This is a genomic window from Xylanibacter rarus (assembly GCF_001275135.1).
Classification (GTDB): domain Bacteria; phylum Bacteroidota; class Bacteroidia; order Bacteroidales; family Bacteroidaceae; genus Prevotella; species Prevotella rara.
This window is the reverse complement of the sequence record NZ_LFQU01000004.1, coordinates 133,039-153,285: the sequence shown is the minus strand read 5'-3', so window position 1 is coordinate 153,285 and position 20,247 is coordinate 133,039. Positions and strand designations below refer to the sequence as shown.

The following is a 20,247-nucleotide window of genomic DNA, read 5'->3' as shown; positions in this document are numbered from 1 at the left end:
TGTATTAAAATTGCAGCATGATGGATTATTTATCTCTTATTAAGGAGCCCATAAAAGCAGAACTCGATGACTTCATCAGTCTGTTCAACAAGTCGCTCACACATACGGACAACCTGCAGGAAGAAATCTTCAGGCGTATACGCCAGCGCGCCGGAAAGCGCATGCGCCCCATGCTAATACTGCTCATGGCCAAGAACTATGGCTCGGTGAGCAGCGCCACACTGCACGCCGCAGTGGGCCTGGAGCTGCTGCATACGGCCAGCTTGGTGCACGACGACGTGGTTGACGAGAGCACCGAGAGGCGCGGCCAGGCATCGGTCAATGCCCTGTATGACAACAAAGTGGCAGTGCTCATTGGCGACTATATCCTTTCTACGGCGCTGCTGCATGTGGCTGAGACGCACAACGAACTGATAATCAAATATTTGGCTGAACTGGGAAGGACGCTGTCTAACGGCGAGATACTGCAGCTTACGAGCATATCCAACGAGCAGATTTCAGAAGAAATCTACTATAATGTGATACGTCAGAAGACAGCCGCGCTCTTTGAGGCATGCTGCGCAATGGGTGCGATATCTGCCGGAATGCCTGAAAGCGAGATAGGCAAGGCCATGAAATTCGGTCAGACGCTGGGCATAATCTTCCAGATAAGAGACGACATCTTCGACTATTACGACTCGTCGGAAATAGGCAAGCCTACTGGCAACGACATGGCTGAGGGCAAGCTGACGCTGCCTGCCATTTATGCCGTGAACAACTCGGCGCCCGACAGCATACGCAAGCTGGCCTATAAGGTGAAGGAGCGCACGATAACTCAGGACGAAATAGCCATCCTGGTGGACTATACCAAGGAGCACGGGGGCATTGAATATGCCGAGAAACGCATGGAGGAAATGCGCCGCGAGGCAATGGAGTTTATCGAAACTGAGGTTACTGACGACGCGCTTCGCCGCAGTCTCGAGGCCTATCTGAGCTTTGTCATTGAGAGGACAAAGTAAAGTAGAGAGCGATAGAGAGATTCTTGGGGGATTATGTCTTCTGATGGGAGCGATGAGAACTGTTATGGGAGTAATGGGACTTATGTGACCTGTAATTTGTTGAAAATCAGAGATTTTAGATATTGCGCAGGGCTTGCTGAAAAGGCAGGTTCTGCGTTTTTTGTTGGCTTATTATTGGTTCTGTCTGCGCCATTCTTTGCGTGCCGCATACATCTCTCCTTTTATTCCTCCGTGTGTCAAGAACTCGGTTTTCAGATGATCTATGAGCTTTCTCAGCAGCGAGTCAGTCTGATGAATAAGAGTTATCGCTATGTTGGCTATTGTCTCGTCCGGCCTTACCGTTATGGTCTTGCAGAAATAGGCGCTGTCTGTATGCTTCTTGCATGCTTTTCTTGTCTGCATTGCCTTAGTGCTGTTGACGCTCCATTGTTCAAGATTTCTTACTCTCTGATAGTCTTCATAATCAATTAAAAGCTCCTGCAGACTGGCTTTTGCAACGTTTGTAAGCTTCAGTTCGGCCTCTCTCCAGGTGCTGCTTGCTGCGCTTCCCTAGGCAATATTCTGCTTGCCTGAGCGTGCAGCCTGAATCATTTGGTCGATGGTTCTGTCGGCCTTGTCGGGATATTTATGCGCAAAATAAAAAGTGATGTCATAAATACATTCAGCCTTCTGACGAACAATAAGTTATCTGTAGTGTCCGCGCTGCTGAATAAAGTTGTTTTCCATGTGTTTTTGTTGCAGGTTAAATGCCGCGTTTTGCGGCTTGTTGTTAAGGTTAAAAATGACTTATGAGGCTGTAAAACATGGCTAATCAGCTGTCAGTTAGCCTATTATGCTCATGTTTTATCAGCCCCATAAGTCTTATAGGTCCCATCATCTCCGGGCCCTCACAATCCCTCTTTTAGAAGAATTTTGTCTCTTCGCCGAGCAGTTCGCTTAGCAGCATGTTGGCCAGACGGCTTGTGCCGAGGCGGAACCACTTGTTGGTGAGCCATTTTTCGCCCAGAACCTCTTTAACGATGGTGTAGTAGATAAGTGCGTCCATCACCGAATTGATGCCTCCTGCGGGCTTAAAACCAATCTGTATGCCTGTCTCGTCGTAGTATTCCTTGATGGCCTGGCACATCACGTAAGCAGCCTCCGGCGTAGCGGCAGGCTCAAGCTTGCCCGTAGACGTCTTGATATAGTCGGCGCCGGCATACATCGCTATTATTGAAGCCTTCTTTATGTTAGAGGCTGTCTTGAGGCATCCTGTCTCGAGGATAACCTTCATAGGAGCTTCGCCGCATGCCTGTTTCAGCTCGTTGATGTCGTCGGCCACGCCTTCATAGTCGCCGCTGAGGAACTTGCCCACGGGCATAACGATGTCAATCTCCGTTGCACCGTCCTTAACGGCAAGCGCTGTCTCGGCCACCTTGACCTCGATAACGGCCTGTGAAGACGGGAAACTGCCTGAAACACAGGCTATCTCTACGCCGTCGATTTCGAGCGACTCGCTCACGGTCTTGGCAAAGCATGGATATACGCAGATTGTTGCCACGTGGGGCAGGTCGGGGTAGGTGGCGTCAAACTCGTTCACCTTCTCCGTGAAGGCCAGTATGCTTTCCTCCGAGTCGGTGGTCTTGAGCGATGTCAGTTCGATGCTTCCGAAGAGGAATTTCTTTATCTCCGGCGTGTCGTTCTCGTGCACCTTCTCGGCTATAATCTTCTTTACTGCCTCGCGCACTTCAGCGTCGTCAATCTCGGTGTTATATTTGCTCAGAGCCTCGTCGTATTTGCTCATTTTCGGAAACTCTGTCTCGTGCTTGTGCTCGTGTGAGCATTCGTGCTTCTTGTTGTCGTTTTCTGTTGCCATAATGATATAATTTTTAATTTTTGCTTTTTAATTTTTCATTGTTTATATGCCTCGTCTTGTCGCGGCTGGTCTTCTTTTCGAGGTTCTTTCTTAGTGCCTCCGTGAGGTCAACTCCCGTCTGGTTTGCCAGGCACATCAGCACCCACAGCACGTCGGCCATCTCGTCTGCCGGGTCTTGTTCTTCGCCCTGCTTGAAGCTCTGGTCGCCATACTTGCGTGCCATGATGCGCGCCAGCTCGCCCACCTCCTCGGTGAGGCATGCCATGTTGGTCAGTTCGCTGAAGTAGCGCACACCATACTGCTTTATCCATTGGTCTACGAGCTGCTGTGCCTCGCGTATTGTTATGTCGTTGTCCATATATTTATGCGTTTATTTTGCTTGTAAGGCGTTTTCTCTCCTTTTGCTTATAACTATGCCGCCGGTGCTGTTTTGTGGCCTCAGAGGGGCTTAAATGCGGTTTGTTGTGCTTTCAGCTGCCGTCTTGGCCTGCCTGATGCACCGGGCGTGGCGGCTATTCCTTGTGTCTGGTGTCCATGCAGATGGTTACGGGACCATCGTTCATCAGCTCAACCTTCATGTCGGCTCCAAACTCGCCCGTGCCTACCTGGCGGCCTATTTCGCGGCTCAGCTTGTCGCAGAACTCGTTGTATAGCGGAATAGAAACTTCATGCTTGGCGGCATGAATCCATGAGGGGCGGTTGCCTTTCTTGTAGGATGCCAGCAGGGTGAATTGGCTGATGACGAGTATCTCGCCGTTGATGGCTGTTATAGGTATGTTCATCACGCCCTGTTCGTCGTCGAAGACGCGCAGCGATGCCACCTTCTTTACCAGCCAGTCGACATCTTCCGACGTGTCGCCTTCTGCCACTCCGAGCAGTATCATGTAGCCCTTGCCGATGGCCGACTTTACCTGTCCGTCAATCGTTACCGACGCGCGGCTTACGCGCTGTATTACTATCTTCATTTGTTTTTAGTTGTAAAGTTAGCGTTTCTGCTTCTTATTGCCAAATGTTTTATATGAAAAAAGGTTATTTTTGCCTGTCTCTGCCGCTTTTTTCCGTGTCTTTTTGCAGTGCTGCCTACCATGTTTCGTGGCCGTCAGAATGCGCCTGTGAGGCCCTCAGGGCATGTCTTTTGCAGCCTTGTCAGGCACGTTTCGGCGCCTCTTTACGCCTCGTCTTGCTGCTCTTCCGGGCAGTCTTCTGCTGCGGTCTGTTGCCCGCCGTTGAAGTGGTTGTATACCATGGATGCCTTGGCTTTTCCGAGCAGCGATGTCAGCTTGTCAAGGTCGGTCTCCTTTATGCGCTTCACGGTCTTCAGTTCCTTCAGCAGCAGGTCTTTTGTCTTGGGTCCGATGCCCTTAATGTCGTCCAGTTCCGAGTGCAGCGCATGCTTGCTGCGCTTGTCGCGGTGGAAGGTTATGGCAAAGCGGTGCACCTCGTCCTGCATGTGCGTTAGCAGGTGGAAAAGCTCGCTGTCGGTCTTCATTCCGACCACTACGGGCGGCCATCCGTAGAGCAGTTCGTTGGTGCGGTGGCGGTCGTCTTTGGCCAGTCCGGCTATAGGAATGTCGAGGTGAAGTTCGCCCTCTACAATCTCTCTGACCACGCTCATCTGTCCCTGTCCGCCGTCGGTTATTATGAGGTCGGGCAGGGGCTGTCCTTCGTCGCGCAGACGGGTGTAGCGGCGCCTTACAACCTCCTGCATCGAGGCATAGTCGTCGGGGCCTGTAACCGTCTTTATTATGTATTTCCGGTAGTCTTTCTTGCTCGGTTTCATCTTCTTGAACACCACGCAGGCCGCCACGGCGTCGGTTCCGCTGATGTTAGAGTTGTCGAACATCTCTATCTGATAAGGCATCTTGGGCAGCTTCAGGGCGTTCTGAATTTCCTTCATCAGGCGCACTGATTTCTGCTCCGGATTGAGCTTTTCGGCCTGTTTCAGGCGGTCGAAACGATACTGTTTGCCGTTCATCACCGACAGGTCGAGCAGCGTCTTCTTATCGCCTCGCTGCGGCACGGTGAACGTAACGCCTTCGAGCGTCATGTCGGGGATAAAAGGCACTATTATTTCGCGCGACGTACTGCCCACTTTCTCGCGTATTTGCAGTATTCCGAGCTGCAGAATCTCGTCTTCGCTCTCGTTCAGCTTCTTCTTCATCTCGAACGTAAAGGCCTGGTTTATGCTGCCGTTCATCACGTGGATATAGTTCACATAGGCCGTTTTTTCGTCGTCTGTTACCGAGAAAACGTCTACATTATTGATCGTGTGGCTCACCACTTCGCTCTTTGAACAGAAGTTTTCGAGCAGCAGATACTTCTGTTTTATGGCTTCTGCCTCCTCAAAACGCAGTTCTTCGGCCAGTTTCTGCATCTGCGCGAAGAGCATTTTCGACAGCTCGCGCGTGTTTCCTTTCAGTATTTCGCGCGCCTGGGCGATGCTCTCCTGATACTCCTCGTAGCTCTGCTTGCCTATGCACGGCGCGCCGCAGTTCTTGATGTGATACTCCAGGCAGGGCTTATATTTGCCCTGTTCGATGCCTTCGCGCGTTATCGGAAAGCGGCAGGTGCGCGGCTTATACAGCTTTTTTATCAGGTCGAGCACGGCATACATCGAAGGCAGATGGCTGTAAGGGCCGTAATAAGAGCCCCATTTCTTGTTTATTGTGCGCGTCTTGAATATGCGCGGCAGATATTCTTTAGTTACGCAGATAGAGGGGTAAGTCTTGCCGTCTTTGAGCAGAATGTTGTATTTGGGCTGATATTTCTTTATCAGACTGTTCTCGAGCAGCAGCGCGTCTTCTTCGCTGTTCACCACGGTATATGTTATGTCGTGAATCTTGCTTACAAGCACCTTGGTCTTGTATCTGTCCACTTCCTTATGAAAGTAGGACGACACGCGGTTCTTCAGGTTCTTGGCCTTGCCAACATATATTATGGTGCCGCTCTCGTCATAGTATTGATAGCTGCCCGGCTTGTCGGGCAGGTTGCTCACAATGGCCTTCAGCCGTGCCAGCCTCTTCTCGTTTTCTTCTTTAGTCATGCCGCGTAAGTGCCTTATTTAAAATGGTTTTGAAAAAATTTGTTTCACGTGAAACTTTAAATAGAGGAGTTAAAGGAGTTATGGTAGTTAGAGTAGTTAAAGCCATTTGCCTTGCCGGTTGAATACGCCTTGCCTATGTGTCCTTATTCTGTATGTAGTGAGCTTTGGCTTGATGAATATTATAGCATTATGTCTGTAGCGTTTCGGAATGCTATAATGTGTCGGCATACGTAATGGTAGCTTCTATAAGGTATCAGTCTTATATCTCTGAATACTCTTTTAAAGATATAAATAATGCCCGTTATTTTGCTCTTGCAACATAAGAAGTTTTGTAATAAAGCGCGGGCTAATGGCTTTAACTCCTTAGCCCGCGCAGTGGGCGATAACTACTCTAACTTCTTTAACTCCTAAAAATTTATACCTGCAGCAGGCTTGTTATGTCTGTGCCTTCTTCGAAGTTGCTGCGGCCGTTGAGGTCTTCGTGTATAAGTTCGATGAGGAAGTTTACGTATACTTTCTTCGGGTTAAACTTCTTCACAAGGTCGTACGCAGCCTTCATGGTGCCGCCTGTAGCCAGCAGGTCGTCGTGCAGCAGCACGATGTCGTCCTCGGTGATGGCGTCCTTATGAATCTCGATAGTGTCGGTGCCGTACTCCTTCGAGTAGCTCTCCTGTACGGTTTCGCCGGGCAGCTTGCCGGGCTTACGGCACAAAACAACGCCGGCGTTGAGCTTTATGGCCAGTGCAGAGGCCATGACGAAGCCGCGGCTCTCTATGCCCACAATCTTGGTTACGCCCTTGTCTTTGTACATCTCGTAAAGCTCGTCTTCCATTATCTGGAGACATTTCGGATTCTTAAACAGTGTTGTTACGTCTCTGAAATTTACTCCTTTCTGCGGAAAATCAGGAATACATCTCAGATTCTCCAATAGCGTTTTGTTGTTCATCTTTTCTTTTTAGTTACGTACTTTATACTAATATTATCTCTTGTTCGCTGTTTTCGGCGCGTTGTGCGCTATATATATTATATGTGTGCGGCATGGCGTTGCGGCGGCCTTGTTTTCCGGCTGCGCTGCCGCATGATTTTTCCGCCTGCGGCGTTTTGCGGCCTTTCCGGCGCATGTTCTCGCCGTGGTTTTTTTCGTCCGTACTTCCGTCTTTTTCGCCCGTTGTGTTGCATTTTGCTGCTGCGGACAGATACTGCCGCGGCTTATGCCGTTTTGGCTTTTTTTGCCGTCAGATATTTCTGCCGGAATCGTGGCCGCATTCTTCGACGGCAGACTGCTGCCGTTGCAAAGGACTGTTTTCGGGGCTTTCCAAAAGGCCGTCTTTTGGCTCGCAAAAGGTGGTCTTTTGCAGCCCGAAAGGATACCTTTTGCACGCTGAAAGGCCACCTTTTAGAAAGTGGCTTTTCGGCGCCTCGGGCATCGCCTCACGGCAGCCGTCGGGGCAGGGCAGAGCCGTGCCTCGGCAGGGGCACCCGGAGGGCATAATAAGAGGAGTCAGACGTTCTGAAATATTGCTCCTTTTTATCGTGAGGAACATCAAATTTTGCCTTAAAGTAAATTTGTGTCCCGATTTTGTATCTTACTATCTTTCAGTCGGTTCCAACGTTTTCGCTTAACAAAAAATGCTCATTTTGTTTCACGTGAAACATATGGCTGTTTTACCTTTTCATCAGCACCAGCATGATGTTGATGTCGCTCGGCGAGACACCCGGAATTCGGCTTGCCTGAGCCAGTGTGTCGGGGTTGATTTTTGCAAGCTTTTGACGGGCCTCGGTCGACAGCTGTTCCATCTCGAGATAGTTGAAATGGCCCTTTATTTTGATGTTCTCCAGGCGGTGCATTTTGTCGGCCACAATCCGCTCGCGTTCGATGTAACCCTTGTATTTCATTTTTATCTCTGCAGCCTCTGCCGTTTCATCGTTGCGGTTGGGCAGCGAGGCGATGAGCTGCTTCAGTTCGGGCACAAGTTCGGAAAGATTCTGCAGGTTGATCTGCGGACGGGCCACGAGGTCGATCAGCTTGCATCCTTCGCGCAGCGGGGTGGTGCCGAGCGACTCGAGCGCCGCGTTGATGTCCTTCGGCTTGACGTGAGTAGTGGCGCAGAAGTTTATGATGCTTTCCGTCGCTTCCTTCTTCTGCATCCACCAGTCGTATCTGTCGCGCTTTGCCAGACCGAGGTTGTAGGCCTTCTCGGTCAGTCGGGCGTCGGCGTCGTCCTGTCGGAGCAGTATTCTGTATTCGGCGCGGCTTGTGAACATCCGGTAAGGTTCGTCGACGCCTTTCGTCACGAGGTCGTCAATGAGCACGCCGATGTAAGCCTCGTCGCGGTGAAGGATGAACGGCTCGCCGCCGCCGCATCTTATTGCCGCGTTTATTCCGGCAATGGTTCCCTGGCCGCCTGCCTCCTCATATCCTGTGGTTCCGTTCACCTGTCCGGCAAGGAACAGACCTTTTATTATCTTGGACTCGAGCGAGTGGTCGAGCTGGGTAGGGTCGAAGAAGTCGTACTCGATGGCGTAGCCCGGACGGTAGACCTTGGCGTCGCGCAGCGCCGGAATTTTTCTCAGTGCTGCAATCTGCACCTCCATCGGCATGCTCGACGAGAATCCGTTGAGATACATCTCGTTGGTGGTTTCGCCTTCAGGCTCGAGGAAGAGCGGGTGCTGCTCCTTGTCGGGGAAGGTTACCAGCTTTGTTTCTATCGAGGGGCAGTAGCGCGGCCCTATGCTCTGTATCTGTCCGTTGTAGAGCGGCGAGTCGGCCAGTCCGCTTCTCAGCGTGTCGTGCACCTCCTTGTTTGTATAGCATGTCCAGCACGGCAGCTGCCTGAGCTGTCGGTGGGGAGCCATGAAGCTGAACTGGTGGAAGTCGTTTTCGCCCTCCTGTATCTCCATGTCCTCAAAGTGCACCGACCTCATGTCTATGCGCACCGGCGTGCCGGTCTTCATCCTTGCGCTTCTTATTCCGTGGCGTGTTATGCTTTCGGTCAGGTCTTTCACGGCCGGCTCGGCTATGCGTCCGCCTGGCAGCTGCTTGCGTCCAATGTGCAGCAGTCCGTTCAGGAAGGTTCCCGCCGTTATCACCACGCTCTTGGCTCTCAGCTCAACGCCCCACACGGTCTTCACTCCCGCGGCCTCGCCGTTCTCTACTATGAGCTCGCAGGCCTCGTCCTGCCAGATGTCGAGGTTGGGCGTCGTGTCGAGCACCTCGCGCCATTTCCATATAAACTTGCCTCTGTCGCATTGTGCCCTCGGGCTCCACACGGCCGGGCCTTTTGAGCGGTTGAGCATCCTGAACTGTATGGCTGTGGCGTCGGTCACTATTGCCGTCTGTCCGCCCAGCGCGTCGATTTCCCTGACAATCTGTCCCTTTGCTATTCCGCCGATGGCCGGGTTGCAGCTCATCTGCGCAATTTTGTTCATGTCCATCGTCACAAGGCAGGTGCTTGCGCCCATGTTGGCCGAGGCCGTGGCAGCCTCGCAGCCGGCGTGTCCGCCGCCTATCACGATGACGTCATATTTAAGAAGCATATTATCCTTATAATTTTTAGAGCAATATCAATTTGGCGCAAAAGTAAGAAATTAAATTGAATTTTTGATGAAATAGTTTGATTTATCGCTAAAATAGAGTATATTTGCATCCTCATAATAAACGCTAAAATACCTAAAAGAAGGTATTGCGGCGGGGCTGACCTTGGGTTATGCAGTACACTTAAATGTAGAGAAACATTATTAATTAATACAGTTAAATACTTAAATTTCAATCATTTATGTGGTTATGTAATTCATCTATTGGAAGGAAAGTCGTGATGTCCGTAACAGGTATTGCGCTTATCCTGTTCTTGACGTTCCACATGTCAATGAACGTAGTAGCTCTTTTCTCAGGAGATGCTTACAACATGGTTTGTGAGTTCCTCGGAGCCAACTGGTATGCACTTGTTGCAACTCTGGCTCTTGCGGCTCTTGCGGTGATTCACATCGTATATGCGTTCCTGCTGACAATGCAGAACCGCCGTGCACGCGGAAACGAGCGCTACGCTGTGACAACACGTCCCTCTAAGGTGGAGTGGGCTTCTCAGAACATGCTGGTGCTCGGCATCATCGTTCTGCTCGGTCTTCTGCTTCACTTGTTCAACTTCTGGTACAACATGATGTTTGCCGAACTGACAGGCATCAGCGTTCCTCATCATCCGGCTGACGGATTTGCCTACATCGTAGACACATTCTCTTGCCCGGTTTACGTTGTGCTTTACATCATCTGGCTTGCTGCTATCTGGTTCCACCTCTCACACGGATTCTGGAGCGCAATGCAGACTTTCGGATGGAGCGGCAAGGTCTGGTTCCAGCGCTGGAAGGTCATCGGCCTGGTTTACACAACTCTCCTCATGCTGGGCTTCCTCGTTGTAGTGCTTGCTTTCGCTTTCGGATGCGCACCGAGCCTGTTGTAATTGTAGTTCAAAATGCGTAACTCAAAATTCATAATTATTTAGAAAGAATATTATGGCAAAACAAATAGATTCCAGAATACCTGAAGGTCCGATAGCTGAAAAATGGACCAACTATAAGGCACATCAGCGCCTGGTTAACCCTAAGAACAAGCTGAAGCTCGACGTTATCGTCGTAGGTACGGGTCTGGCAGGTGCCAGTGCAGCAGCCAGCCTGGGCGAGATGGGCTTCAACGTGTTGAACTTCTGCATACAGGACTCTCCGCGCCGCGCTCACTCTATCGCTGCTCAGGGCGGTATCAACGCTGCCAAGAACTATCAGAACGACGGCGACTCTGTTTACCGTCTGTTCTACGACACAGTGAAGGGTGGTGACTACCGTGCACGCGAGGCTAACGTTTACCGTCTGGCTGAGGTGTCTAACAACATCATCGACCAGTGTGTTGCACAGGGTGTTCCTTTCGCACGCGAATACGGCGGCATGCTTGCCAACCGTTCGTTCGGCGGTGCTCAGGTGTCACGTACATTCTACGCTAAGGGTCAGACAGGCCAGCAGCTGCTGCTCGGTGCCTACTCTGCACTCAGCTGCCAGATACACGCAGGCCGCGTTAAGCTCTACACACGCTACGAAATGGAAGACGTTGTGCTCGTTGACGGCCGTGCACGTGGTATCATTGCCAAGAATCTCGTAACCGGAAAGCTGGAGCGCTTCTCTGCCAACGCAGTGGTTATAGCTACCGGCGGATACGGTAACACATACTTCCTTTCAACCAACGCCATGGGCTGTAACTGTACAGCTGCCATGTCTTGCTACCGCAAGGGCGCTTACTTCGCCAATCCTTCTTACGTTCAGATCCACCCGACATGTATCCCTGTACACGGAGACAACCAGTCGAAGCTTACGCTTATGTCTGAGTCTCTGCGTAACGACGGACGTATCTGGGTGCCCAAGAAGCTTGAGGACGCCAAGGCTCTGCAGGCCGGAACAAAGAAGGGAAGCGACATTCCTGAGGAAGACCGCGACTACTATCTGGAGCGCCGCTATCCGGCATTCGGTAACCTCGTTCCCCGCGACGTTGCTTCGCGTGCTGCCAAGGAGCGCTGCGACAAGGGCTTCGGCGTTAACAACACAGGTCTGGCCGTGTTCCTCGACTTCTCTGAGAGCATCGAGCGCCTCGGCATCGACGTTGTACGCCAGCGCTACGGCAACCTCTTCGACATGTATGAGGAAATCACAGACGTCAATCCGGGCGAGCTTGCTAACGAGATTAACGGCGTGAAGTATTACAACCCGATGATGATCTATCCTGCCATCCACTATACAATGGGCGGTATCTGGGTTGACTATGAGCTCATGACAAGCATCACAGGTCTGTTCGCCATCGGCGAGTGCAACTTCTCTGACCACGGTGCCAACCGTCTGGGTGCGTCAGCTCTTATGCAGGGTCTGGCCGACGGCTACTTCGTTCTGCCTTACACCATACAGAACTATCTGGCCGACCAGTCTATCTGGCCTCGCATCTCTACCGACCTGCCCGAGTTTGAGGAGGCTGAAAAGGCCGTTCAGGCTGAAATCGACCGCCTGATGAACATCAAGGGCAAGCGCTCTGTCGACTCTATCCACAAGGAACTTGGCCACGTAATGTGGGAGTATGTGGGCATGGGCCGCACAGCCGAGGGCCTGAAGACAGGTCTCGAGAAGATCAAGAAAATACGCAAGGAGTTTGAGACCAACCTGTTTATCCCGGGCTCAAAAGAGGGTCTTAACACCGAGCTTGACAAGGCTATACACCTGCGCGACTTCATCACAATGGGCGAGCTCGTGGCTTACGACGCTCTCTCTCGTAACGAGTCATGCGGCGGTCACTTCCGTGAGGAGTACCAGACAGAGGAAGGCGAGGCTAAGCGCGACGACGAAAACTTCTTCTATGTAGGCTGCTGGGAGTACCAGGGCAGCGACGAGAAGGCGCCCGAGCTTATCAAGGAGCCTCTGCACTATGAAGCAATAAAAGTACAAACCAGAAATTATAAGAACTAAAAATATGGCAAACATTTCATTCACACTGAAATTCTGGCGTCAGAACGGACCGAAAGCCGAGGGCCATTTTGACACACGCGAGATGAAGGACATCCCCGATGATACATCTTTCCTCGAGATGCTCGACATTCTGAACGAGCAGCTCATTGAGGAAGGCAAGGAGCCGTTCGTGTTCGACCACGACTGCCGCGAGGGCATCTGCGGCATGTGCTCGCTCTACATCAACGGACATCCTCACGGCCCTAACACCGGAGCTACAACATGCCAGCTGTATATGCGTAAGTTCAAGGACGGCGACGTTATCACCGTTGAGCCGTGGCGTTCGGCTGCATTCCCTGTTATCAAGGACTGCATGGTTGACCGCGGAGCATTCGACAAGATCATACAGGCAGGCGGATATATCACCGTACGCACCGGACAGCCCCAGGACGCTAACGCCATTCTTATACCTAAAGAGGCTGCCGACGAGGCTATGGACTGCGCTACTTGTATCGGCTGCGGCGCTTGTGTTGCTGCCTGCAAGAACGGTTCTGCCATGCTTTTCGTAAGCTCTAAGGTTAGCCAGCTGGCTCTTCTGCCCCAGGGTCGTCCCGAGGCTGCTAAGCGTGCCAAGGCAATGATAATGAAGATGGAAGAGCTCGGATTCGGTAACTGCACCAACACCCGCGCCTGCGAGGCTGAGTGCCCGAAGAACGAGACCATCGCCAACATAGCCCGTCTGAACCGCGAGTTCATCAAGGCTAAGTTGAACGACTAATGGAAAGAACGCTATAAATTTATTTTTTCATAGTCTCCATGGGCGGGGCGCCGTTGTGCGCCCTGCCTTTTTTTGTGCCCCTGCCTTTCGTTTGTGCCATGAGCGGCTTTTGTCTGTTTCATTCCCGTTGGTTCTCCATGCTTGCGCTTAACACCATTTAGCCTGCCATGCCGGCATTTTGAGTAAAAGTCATGCAGTTGTCTCCGTTATAATATTTGCATGTTGTGTAATATATTGATAATCAGGCGGTTATCCGTTTTATGGGCGTTCGGCTGCAAAATGCCGTGTTTCAGCCTGCAAAAGGTGGCCTTTTGGCGTGTAAAAGGTATTCTTTTATGATGCAAAAGGCATCCTCTTAGAAATTGGGAGCTTGCGCGGCTTTTGCCTGCATGATGCCAAGCCTGTGCCGTAATTTAGGGCTACGGCATAACGATAGTGCATGTTTTGGTGCTGCGAAGGGTGGGGCAGGCTATCATATTCTGACAAAATGCTAGTGTTTTCGGCTCGAATGTTTAAATAAATTAATCATTTCTGACAAATTGTCAATTAATAATGCCAATTTGTCTAAATCTGTAAGTGGCACGCATGTTGCACTTATGTAAGCGAAAGCCTTTGGCTCAGGAGCCTCAGGCAGCCGCAAGGCCGCGGCCGGGATACCGGCGGGCAGGGCGGCAGAAAAATGAAAGGATTAAAAAAATTATAAGGAGGATTTATTATGTTACCAGTAATTAGCAGAAACAATTGGATGCCCGAAGTTTTCAACGACTTCTTTGACACAGACTTCATGACAAGAACTAAGGCTACGGCACCGGCCATCAACGTCAAGGAAACCGAGAAAGACTACACCGTGGAAGTGGCTGCCCCGGGAATGACCAAGGACGACTTCAACGTGAACATCGACAAGGACGGCAACCTGCACATACACATGGAGGCCCACACCGAGAAGAAAGAGGAGGACAAGAAGAGCCACTATCTGCGCCGCGAGTTTGCCTACAGCAAGTTTGAACAGACGCTGCTGCTGCCCGACGACGTTGAGAAGGAGGCTATCGCAGCCAGAGTAAACGACGGCGTGCTCACCGTAACGCTGCCTAAGATGTCTAAGCCCGAGTGTCCTGCGGCACGTCAGATTGAGGTGAAATAACATCCCGTTTAGCGCCGCTTGCGGCAACTTTAAGATGAATATATCATAGCCCAAGGGCGCGGTCCGTAAGAGCCGCGCCCTTTTTTTGTGCCTTATCCGGCATATCTTTTGATAAGGCGTGCTTCCGTATGTAAATGCCAAACCTGAAAACAGCATTCTTATTTGTCTTTTTGCTCACCTTTCGCAATATTCTGATAAGATATGCTGCGGTTCGGCAATAAAAATAAAAAAAGTATTTTTTCATTTTGTATTGCTCTCACCTTTCACTATCTTTGCTGATATTTTGGCTTTCTTTCCAGGCCTTGAATATAAACGTAGAAATCATTACGGATAATGAAAATCATCATAAGTATTATAAATTCATCCTATAATCCGGCATCACAGATATCTCGGTGCCTTGGTTCGCAGCTCTCTACGGCAGAACCTGCACACGATAAGGCCGGTGCCCTTCGTACAGTTTTAAATTCTTGCTTCATGGCGTTGCGCACTATTCTGCTTGTGCTGCTGATGCTCCTGCCCTCATGCGCCGGTGCCCGCGTGCTGGCCAAAGACTATATGACCTTGGTCAAAAAGACGTCAAAGTCGTCGATAAAGAGTGTGATGAGGCAGGCCGACCGCTATCTTGAGGCAGGTCATCAGGACACGGCGCTGGTGTATTACATGGTTGTATGTAACCGTATGGACGACAAGCTGTCCGACGAAGACAAACATCATTGCGCCATGGCGTTCCTGAAGAAAGGCAACATTTATTACATGAAAGGAGGATTTGCAGATGCCCTAAAGGCCTATTTCAGCGGCTTGCGGATAATAAAGACTTGTGAAGACCAGAAAGGAATAGGACGGTTTTATAATAATATAGCAAATGTTTACTGTGCGTTCAATGAGTTGGAGAAGGCTTATACGTATTATGAGACGGGATACAAGTGCTGTAGTAAATACCGTGACCATCAAAATGAGTATAAAATATTAACGAACCTTACCATATTGAATGTAAAGTTAGGAAAGACACGCGAAGCCCGTAAATGTTTTAATTTGTCTGAAAAGTTGAAGGACAAGAACAGCAAGGCTGACAATTTTATGGGGCGCTTTAATTATGGCTTGATACTTATAGCAGAGAAGAATTTCGCCCAGGCCGTCAGTAATTTCAAGAGTTTGTTGTCATATAGCTTTGATGTCGGCATGGAGCCGAGATTTATTTGTTCAGCTTATAAAAAGCTATATAAAAGCTATATGGAGCTTGGCGAGCGCGACTCTACGCTTAAATATCTCAAGCTGTGTGAAAACACTGCTGTGAAGCACGGCATTCATTATTTCTATCTTGATGTTCTTTTGGACCATGCCGACTATTTTGATGCCCAAGGCGACTACAAGTCGGCAAGCAGATACCGTGCCCGTTATCAGAAAGACAGAGACTCGGTTTACAATATACATGATTTCGATAGAGTCAAAAACGAGCAGACGCTTTATGAGATGGACAAGTATGACAAATACATAGCCTCGCTCAACGAGCGCGAGAAGGAGCGTGTGCTCACAATCTCGGCGCAAAGATACACCATAGCCGCCGTGTCTGTGGTAACGCTTGTCGTAGGGCTGCTCTTGCTTGTTGTATATAGACAGAAAAAGCGTATAGACAAGAGTTACAACAATCTGTTTGTCGTCAACCGCAACTTTGTCAATAATCAGGAGATAATGAGGCAGCGCCTGAGCGATGCGGTAAGCCGTCTTAAAGAGTCGGAGGCCGAGGCCGAACAGCTTCGGGGTAGGCTGGCAGCCTATGATGCCGATGATGTCGTCAAGGATACCGGTGCCTCAGAGCTGTCTGACGATATGGCACATAAAGCCAAGTCGGGTGGCATCAATGATGACATGCGCAGAAAGCTGCTCGATTCAGTGATTGATATAATGGAGAACACAACGGAATTTTGCCGTCCCGATTTTTCTCTTGCTCGCCTTGCCGTTTTAGTGGGCTCTAACAACAAGTATGTTTCGCTTGTAATACACGACACGTTCCATAAAAGTTTCAAGAATTATGTTAACGATTACCGCATCCATCTTGCTTGTCTGCGTATGTCCGACACAGCAGGCTATGGTTCATATACGTTGAACGCCATAGCGGAGAGTGTAGGGTTTAAGTCGTACACAACATTTGTTGAACTTTTTCGCAAGATTGTTGGAATAACACCTTCCATGTATAGAGACAAACTTAAAGAGTCTGTTTGATATTTGCGTGTAAGGTTTTTATGCCATTTAAGATTATTTCCTGAAAATTGAAGTCTGATTGTAAATATAATCAGACTTCTTATTATTTATTATCACCGATTTTCAGAAAGTTGGATATCTTCGGTTTGCATTTGTTTAAAGCAATGCATACATTTGCAAGTGAGAAAAGTCTGCCGGACATAATGCTTTCTTGAAGATATTTGTTCTGTTTTCTGGCAGATGTAAATCGGACGATGAATATTTGTGTGAAATAATTGTTTTAAAAACTTTAAACCTTTTTGCTTATGAAAAAGATCTTCATTTTTCTAATGGCTGCTTTTACGGCGTTCACTGGAAACGCCTATGCAGAGAAAGGATTCAAAACTATTGGCGAAAACATCAACGGCAGTGGCATCTCCCCCAACGGACAGTACTTTGTTGGTACATCTGTAGCCATTGAACATTCCATAAACGGAATGGACATGAAAAGCTTCATTTACAACATAAAAGACGGAACGCTTTCATGGATCACAGAGGCTGACCCGAGCGACTTCACAAAGTGTGGCAGGTTTAAGGCCGTAAGCAACAACGGTATTATCTGCGGAGACGCCATCAACACAGACATTAAGCTGGCTTCTGAAGAGAACCCGATTTCTGCCGCTATATGGGAAAACGGAAAACGCACTTTATTAGAATATGGCGACTTTGACATTTCCACCATTTCAAGTTCTGCAGATGGCGCCTTCAGTCAAGATATTTCTGAAGACGGTAACATCGTGATAGGAAACTTCAATATCGGTTCAGGCGCTTTTATTACTCCGTGTAAGTGGGTCAAGAACAGCGAAGGTAAATACGTGATAGAATTCCTTACCGTACCGGAAAATATGAAAAACGGATACGCGATGAAAATATCATCAGACGGAAAAATATTCGGCATCATAACATCCAATGAAGATGACGACAAAGGCACTTACCTGTGCATCTGGGATGACGACAAGATAACCGTCCTGACACACGAAGACCTGGGCATAGAATTCCGTTATTTATGCGTAATGAATCTTATTGATGTAAGCCCGAATGGAAAATTCGTTATTTTCAGCGAAAGCAACACGTTCAAGACTTATATATACAACACAGAAACAAAAGAATGCAGACCTTTGCCTTCTTTTGGTGAATATGACAACTGGAACAACTTCAGCTATGCAAGCATTGACAACAATGGAAACGTTGCCGGAGCATACGACTATGGCAACCCAATCTTAGGTCCGATGCCTTACACACATCCTTTCTGGTATTCATACGAGCGTAATGCAATCTACGACTTCAGCTATTACATGACAATAGCAGCTGAGGGAGTAAATTCTGACATTGATTTCACTTTCGATGAGGAAACACTGACGATACCATCATTCATCTCTGCTGACGGCCAGACTATTGCAGGAAATGCAGATATCTACAACACATTCCTCCAGCAGACACCTAAATTCTGGGTGTTGAACGTGGATGACATCAGCAACACTGAAATACCATTGACCCCAACCGGACTCAATGCAAAGTCTGACGCACTGAAAGAGGCAAAACTGTCGTGGACAAAAGACGAAACTGAATATAAGACTCTTACACTGAAATCATATAACATATACCGCGACGGTGAACTTATAGGCAATATAGAAGCAACAGAGCAGGAAATGTCTTTCAGAGACAAAGACATATACGGACACCCCGAATATACTGTAGAGGCAGTTCTGGCAAAGGCTGACGGAGGCACAATGCTTTCACAAAAATCAGTTCCTTTTAAAGCATCTGTTCCCGACACTTACGCACTGCCATTCTTTGACGACTTCGACTCAGGCTCACTCGAAACAAACTATTGGACTACTGAGGCTGACTATGGCGAAGGCGAAGACACTAAATGGATTTTGGACGGTTACGGACTGCTTCAGACAACATGCGCCGCTATATACGTAAGCAACGCCAAGCCCCACTCATCAAGTCTTGTATCAAGACCTATGGACGCCACCAACGAAGAATCAGTGAATGTTTCATTTGCCAATATCTACGGATTCATCAACATTGAAGACCAAGCTCTTGACAACGACTCGATAAGCCTCGAAGTGACAACAGACAACGGCGACACATGGAAATCTGTAGGCGACTGGTCGATTGCAGAATTAAACCCGCAGCACAAATGGAACATGATAAACGTGGACATATCAAAAGAGGTTGCAGGCAAGATATTCTCTATCCGTTTCCACAGCCACGGCCAAGGCAAATCATTATATTACGTGGATATTGAGAACGTGAAAATAACAACGGGCAACGAAGTAAAGAAAGACGCTCCCGAAGGACTCACAGGCTGCAAGAACAGCAGCGACACACCGCTTTCACTTATATGGAAGAACAATTTCGGTGCTTATCAGCTGAACCATATCAACAGCGTGGTTGAAAGCATGTTTACGCTCGGCAACGAAGGAAAAGAAGTAATCGGAGCCAACGCCTTCGACAAAGACGACCTGGCACCGTACAAAGGAAAGTATCTGACAGGAGTAACAACCATCATCAATTTCTACGACTGGTATGAAGTAAACAAAGGCATACACGCCGCAATCGTTGTATTTGAAGACGGCAAGCTTGTAAGAGAGCAAGAAATAGAAGATCTGCCATACAATGAATACTTTACGACAGCACTTGACGAGCCTCTGCTCATTGACGGAAGCAAAGAGCTTAAAATAGGCATCAAGGTACACGACTATGATGCAGAACAGATACCTCTGCTCTACGCCGTTTCAGACAAGTTTATTGCAGGAAAGAGCGACCTGTTCTCTGAGGACAACGGAGCAACTTGGCAAAAAGTGTCAGAATTTTACGGTGAAAACAACGAAAAATCACCTTGCTGCTGGAACATTACCGGCTGCGTGACAGACGAACCGGAACTGAAGCCATCAGAAACAGAGAACATATACTACAGCGTCTTCCGCAACGGAGAGTTGTTGTCTACAGCTGTTCTCGACAAACTTCAGACCCACTACTTCGACAATGACGCAAAGGATGGCGACAGCTATTACGTAATGGCATATTATACTGACGGTTCTGTGTCTGACGCATCAGAAGCCTTCATCTTCGACAGCAGCACTGACATCAGCCAATATACTATCGACGACCTTAGCATATCGTTCAATTCTGAAACGAAGAACATCAATATTAACGGTGAGTTTGACAAAGCAGAAATCTTTAACACAAACGGTATCTGCGTATCACAGTCTGCCGCAAACGCCATATCACTTAACGGCGTAACACCGGGTATTTATGTTCTAAAAATAAGCAAGGGTGGAAAAGCTGTTGTGAAAAAGATAATTATCAAATAACACGTTTCCATGATTAATAGCCTTTAAAAACGTTATAACTTATGATGAACAAATGAAATTGACGATGTCAGCAACCAACAGACTACATATACATAAAACCTGGACAAGTTAATTTCAGATGTTAACAGAAAAAGCCTTCCCAAGCAACGGTCTTGAGAAGGCTTTTGTATTCAACAAAGACGGGATTTGTCCCGAATAGCCTCAGGAGCTGAAAAGCCAGACATCCCAGAGTATTTTACCGAAGAGGAACTGGCCGTCTATAATCACGCCCTTGAACTGTATAAAGATTCTTTGGCTAAAGCAAGCTGGCCTGTACTTTTTGATGAAGGAGGCTATCGCAGCCAGAGTAAACGACAGCGTGCTCACCGTAACGCTGCCTAAGATGTCTAAGCCCGAGTGT

14 protein-coding genes are annotated in these 20,247 nt (G+C 48.8%); 7 read left to right on the top strand and 7 right to left on the bottom strand.

Annotated elements, in window-relative coordinates; genetic code table 11:
* The first annotated feature begins 20 nt into the window (after window positions 1–20).
* Window positions 21–998 carry a polyprenyl synthetase family protein gene (locus ACU52_RS03995; protein WP_021855794.1) on the top strand — a complete coding sequence of 326 codons (978 nt, stop codon included), beginning with the start codon at window positions 21–23 and terminating at the stop codon, window positions 996–998.
* A 171-nt stretch (window positions 999–1,169) separates the two neighbouring features.
* Here the strand turns inward: ACU52_RS03995 and ACU52_RS15795 are convergent, their stop codons facing one another.
* The 7 genes from ACU52_RS15795 to mnmG all read right to left on the bottom strand — a co-directional run bounded on the left by ACU52_RS15795 (window position 1,170) and on the right by mnmG (window position 9,433).
* A complete protein-coding gene (locus ACU52_RS15795) occupies window positions 1,170–1,400 on the bottom strand; it encodes a four helix bundle suffix domain-containing protein (RefSeq protein WP_316936641.1) in 231 nt (76 codons plus the stop codon).
* Between the two features lie 499 nt (window positions 1,401–1,899).
* The gene (deoC, locus tag ACU52_RS03985) at window positions 1,900–2,853 is read right to left on the bottom strand and encodes a deoxyribose-phosphate aldolase (RefSeq protein WP_053397842.1); all 954 of its coding nucleotides are present in this window, start codon (window positions 2,851–2,853) and stop codon (window positions 1,900–1,902) included.
* A gap of 13 nt (window positions 2,854–2,866) precedes the next feature.
* A complete protein-coding gene (locus tag ACU52_RS03980) occupies window positions 2,867–3,199 on the bottom strand; it encodes a nucleotide pyrophosphohydrolase (RefSeq protein WP_053397858.1) in 333 nt (110 codons plus the stop codon).
* 166 nt (window positions 3,200–3,365) lie between these two features.
* Window positions 3,366–3,818 (bottom strand): D-aminoacyl-tRNA deacylase, encoded by a 453-nt coding sequence (dtd, locus tag ACU52_RS03975; protein WP_053397841.1) that lies wholly within the window; start codon window positions 3,816–3,818, stop codon window positions 3,366–3,368.
* 203 nt (window positions 3,819–4,021) lie between these two features.
* Window positions 4,022–5,896 (bottom strand): excinuclease ABC subunit UvrC, encoded by a 1,875-nt coding sequence (uvrC, locus tag ACU52_RS03970; RefSeq protein ID WP_053397840.1) that lies wholly within the window; start codon window positions 5,894–5,896, stop codon window positions 4,022–4,024.
* 415 nt (window positions 5,897–6,311) lie between these two features.
* Complete coding sequence (locus ACU52_RS03965; RefSeq protein ID WP_021855787.1) at window positions 6,312–6,842, bottom strand: adenine phosphoribosyltransferase; 531 nt, start codon at window positions 6,840–6,842, stop codon at window positions 6,312–6,314.
* A 719-nt stretch (window positions 6,843–7,561) separates the two neighbouring features.
* Window positions 7,562–9,433, bottom strand: a complete 1,872-nt coding sequence (gene mnmG / locus ACU52_RS03960; protein WP_053397839.1) for a tRNA uridine-5-carboxymethylaminomethyl(34) synthesis enzyme MnmG — start codon at window positions 9,431–9,433, stop codon at window positions 7,562–7,564.
* 239 nt (window positions 9,434–9,672) lie between these two features.
* On the opposite strand from mnmG, the gene ACU52_RS03955 reads away from it, so the two are divergent.
* The 6 genes from ACU52_RS03955 (at window position 9,673) to ACU52_RS03925 (ending at window position 19,847) form a co-directional block, all read left to right on the top strand.
* Entirely contained in the window at window positions 9,673–10,350 is a 678-nt protein-coding gene (locus ACU52_RS03955; RefSeq protein WP_053397838.1) for a fumarate reductase, read from the top strand.
* A 52-nt stretch (window positions 10,351–10,402) separates the two neighbouring features.
* Window positions 10,403–12,385 carry a fumarate reductase/succinate dehydrogenase flavoprotein subunit gene (locus tag ACU52_RS03950; protein WP_021855783.1) on the top strand — a complete coding sequence of 661 codons (1,983 nt, stop codon included), beginning with the start codon at window positions 10,403–10,405 and terminating at the stop codon, window positions 12,383–12,385.
* Window positions 12,386–12,389: 4 nt separating this feature from the next.
* Window positions 12,390–13,142 carry a succinate dehydrogenase/fumarate reductase iron-sulfur subunit gene (locus ACU52_RS03945; protein WP_021855782.1) on the top strand — a complete coding sequence of 251 codons (753 nt, stop codon included), beginning with the start codon at window positions 12,390–12,392 and terminating at the stop codon, window positions 13,140–13,142.
* A gap of 715 nt (window positions 13,143–13,857) precedes the next feature.
* Window positions 13,858–14,283, top strand: coding sequence for an Hsp20/alpha crystallin family protein (locus ACU52_RS03940; protein WP_053397837.1), 426 nt, complete (start codon window positions 13,858–13,860; stop codon window positions 14,281–14,283).
* Window positions 14,284–14,616: 333 nt separating this feature from the next.
* Entirely contained in the window at window positions 14,617–16,503 is a 1,887-nt protein-coding gene (locus ACU52_RS03930; RefSeq protein WP_082335155.1) for an AraC family transcriptional regulator, read from the top strand.
* Between the two features lie 284 nt (window positions 16,504–16,787).
* Complete coding sequence (locus tag ACU52_RS03925) at window positions 16,788–19,847, top strand: T9SS type A sorting domain-containing protein (protein WP_082335154.1); 3,060 nt, start codon at window positions 16,788–16,790, stop codon at window positions 19,845–19,847.
* Window positions 19,848–20,247: the final 400 nt, after the last annotated feature.

Excerpts from the sequence above, each read along its gene's own strand:
- ACU52_RS03995 (WP_021855794.1), top strand. The coding sequence starts at position 21 with ATGGATTATTTATCTCTTATTAAGGAGCCCATAAAAGCAGAACTCGAT.
- ACU52_RS15795 (WP_316936641.1), bottom strand. The coding sequence starts at position 1,400 with ATGCAGACAAGAAAAGCATGCAAGAAGCATACAGACAGCGCCTATTTC.
- deoC (WP_053397842.1), bottom strand. The coding sequence starts at position 2,853 with ATGGCAACAGAAAACGACAACAAGAAGCACGAATGCTCACACGAGCAC.
- dtd (WP_053397841.1), bottom strand. The coding sequence starts at position 3,818 with ATGAAGATAGTAATACAGCGCGTAAGCCGCGCGTCGGTAACGATTGAC.
- uvrC (WP_053397840.1), bottom strand. The coding sequence starts at position 5,896 with ATGACTAAAGAAGAAAACGAGAAGAGGCTGGCACGGCTGAAGGCCATT.
- ACU52_RS03965 (WP_021855787.1), bottom strand. The coding sequence starts at position 6,842 with ATGAACAACAAAACGCTATTGGAGAATCTGAGATGTATTCCTGATTTT.
- mnmG (WP_053397839.1), bottom strand. The coding sequence starts at position 9,433 with ATGCTTCTTAAATATGACGTCATCGTGATAGGCGGCGGACACGCCGGC.
- ACU52_RS03955 (WP_053397838.1), top strand. The coding sequence starts at position 9,673 with ATGTGGTTATGTAATTCATCTATTGGAAGGAAAGTCGTGATGTCCGTA.
- ACU52_RS03950 (WP_021855783.1), top strand. The coding sequence starts at position 10,403 with ATGGCAAAACAAATAGATTCCAGAATACCTGAAGGTCCGATAGCTGAA.
- ACU52_RS03945 (WP_021855782.1), top strand. The coding sequence starts at position 12,390 with ATGGCAAACATTTCATTCACACTGAAATTCTGGCGTCAGAACGGACCG.
- ACU52_RS03940 (WP_053397837.1), top strand. The coding sequence starts at position 13,858 with ATGTTACCAGTAATTAGCAGAAACAATTGGATGCCCGAAGTTTTCAAC.
- ACU52_RS03930 (WP_082335155.1), top strand. The coding sequence starts at position 14,617 with ATGAAAATCATCATAAGTATTATAAATTCATCCTATAATCCGGCATCA.
- ACU52_RS03925 (WP_082335154.1), top strand. The coding sequence starts at position 16,788 with ATGAAAAAGATCTTCATTTTTCTAATGGCTGCTTTTACGGCGTTCACT.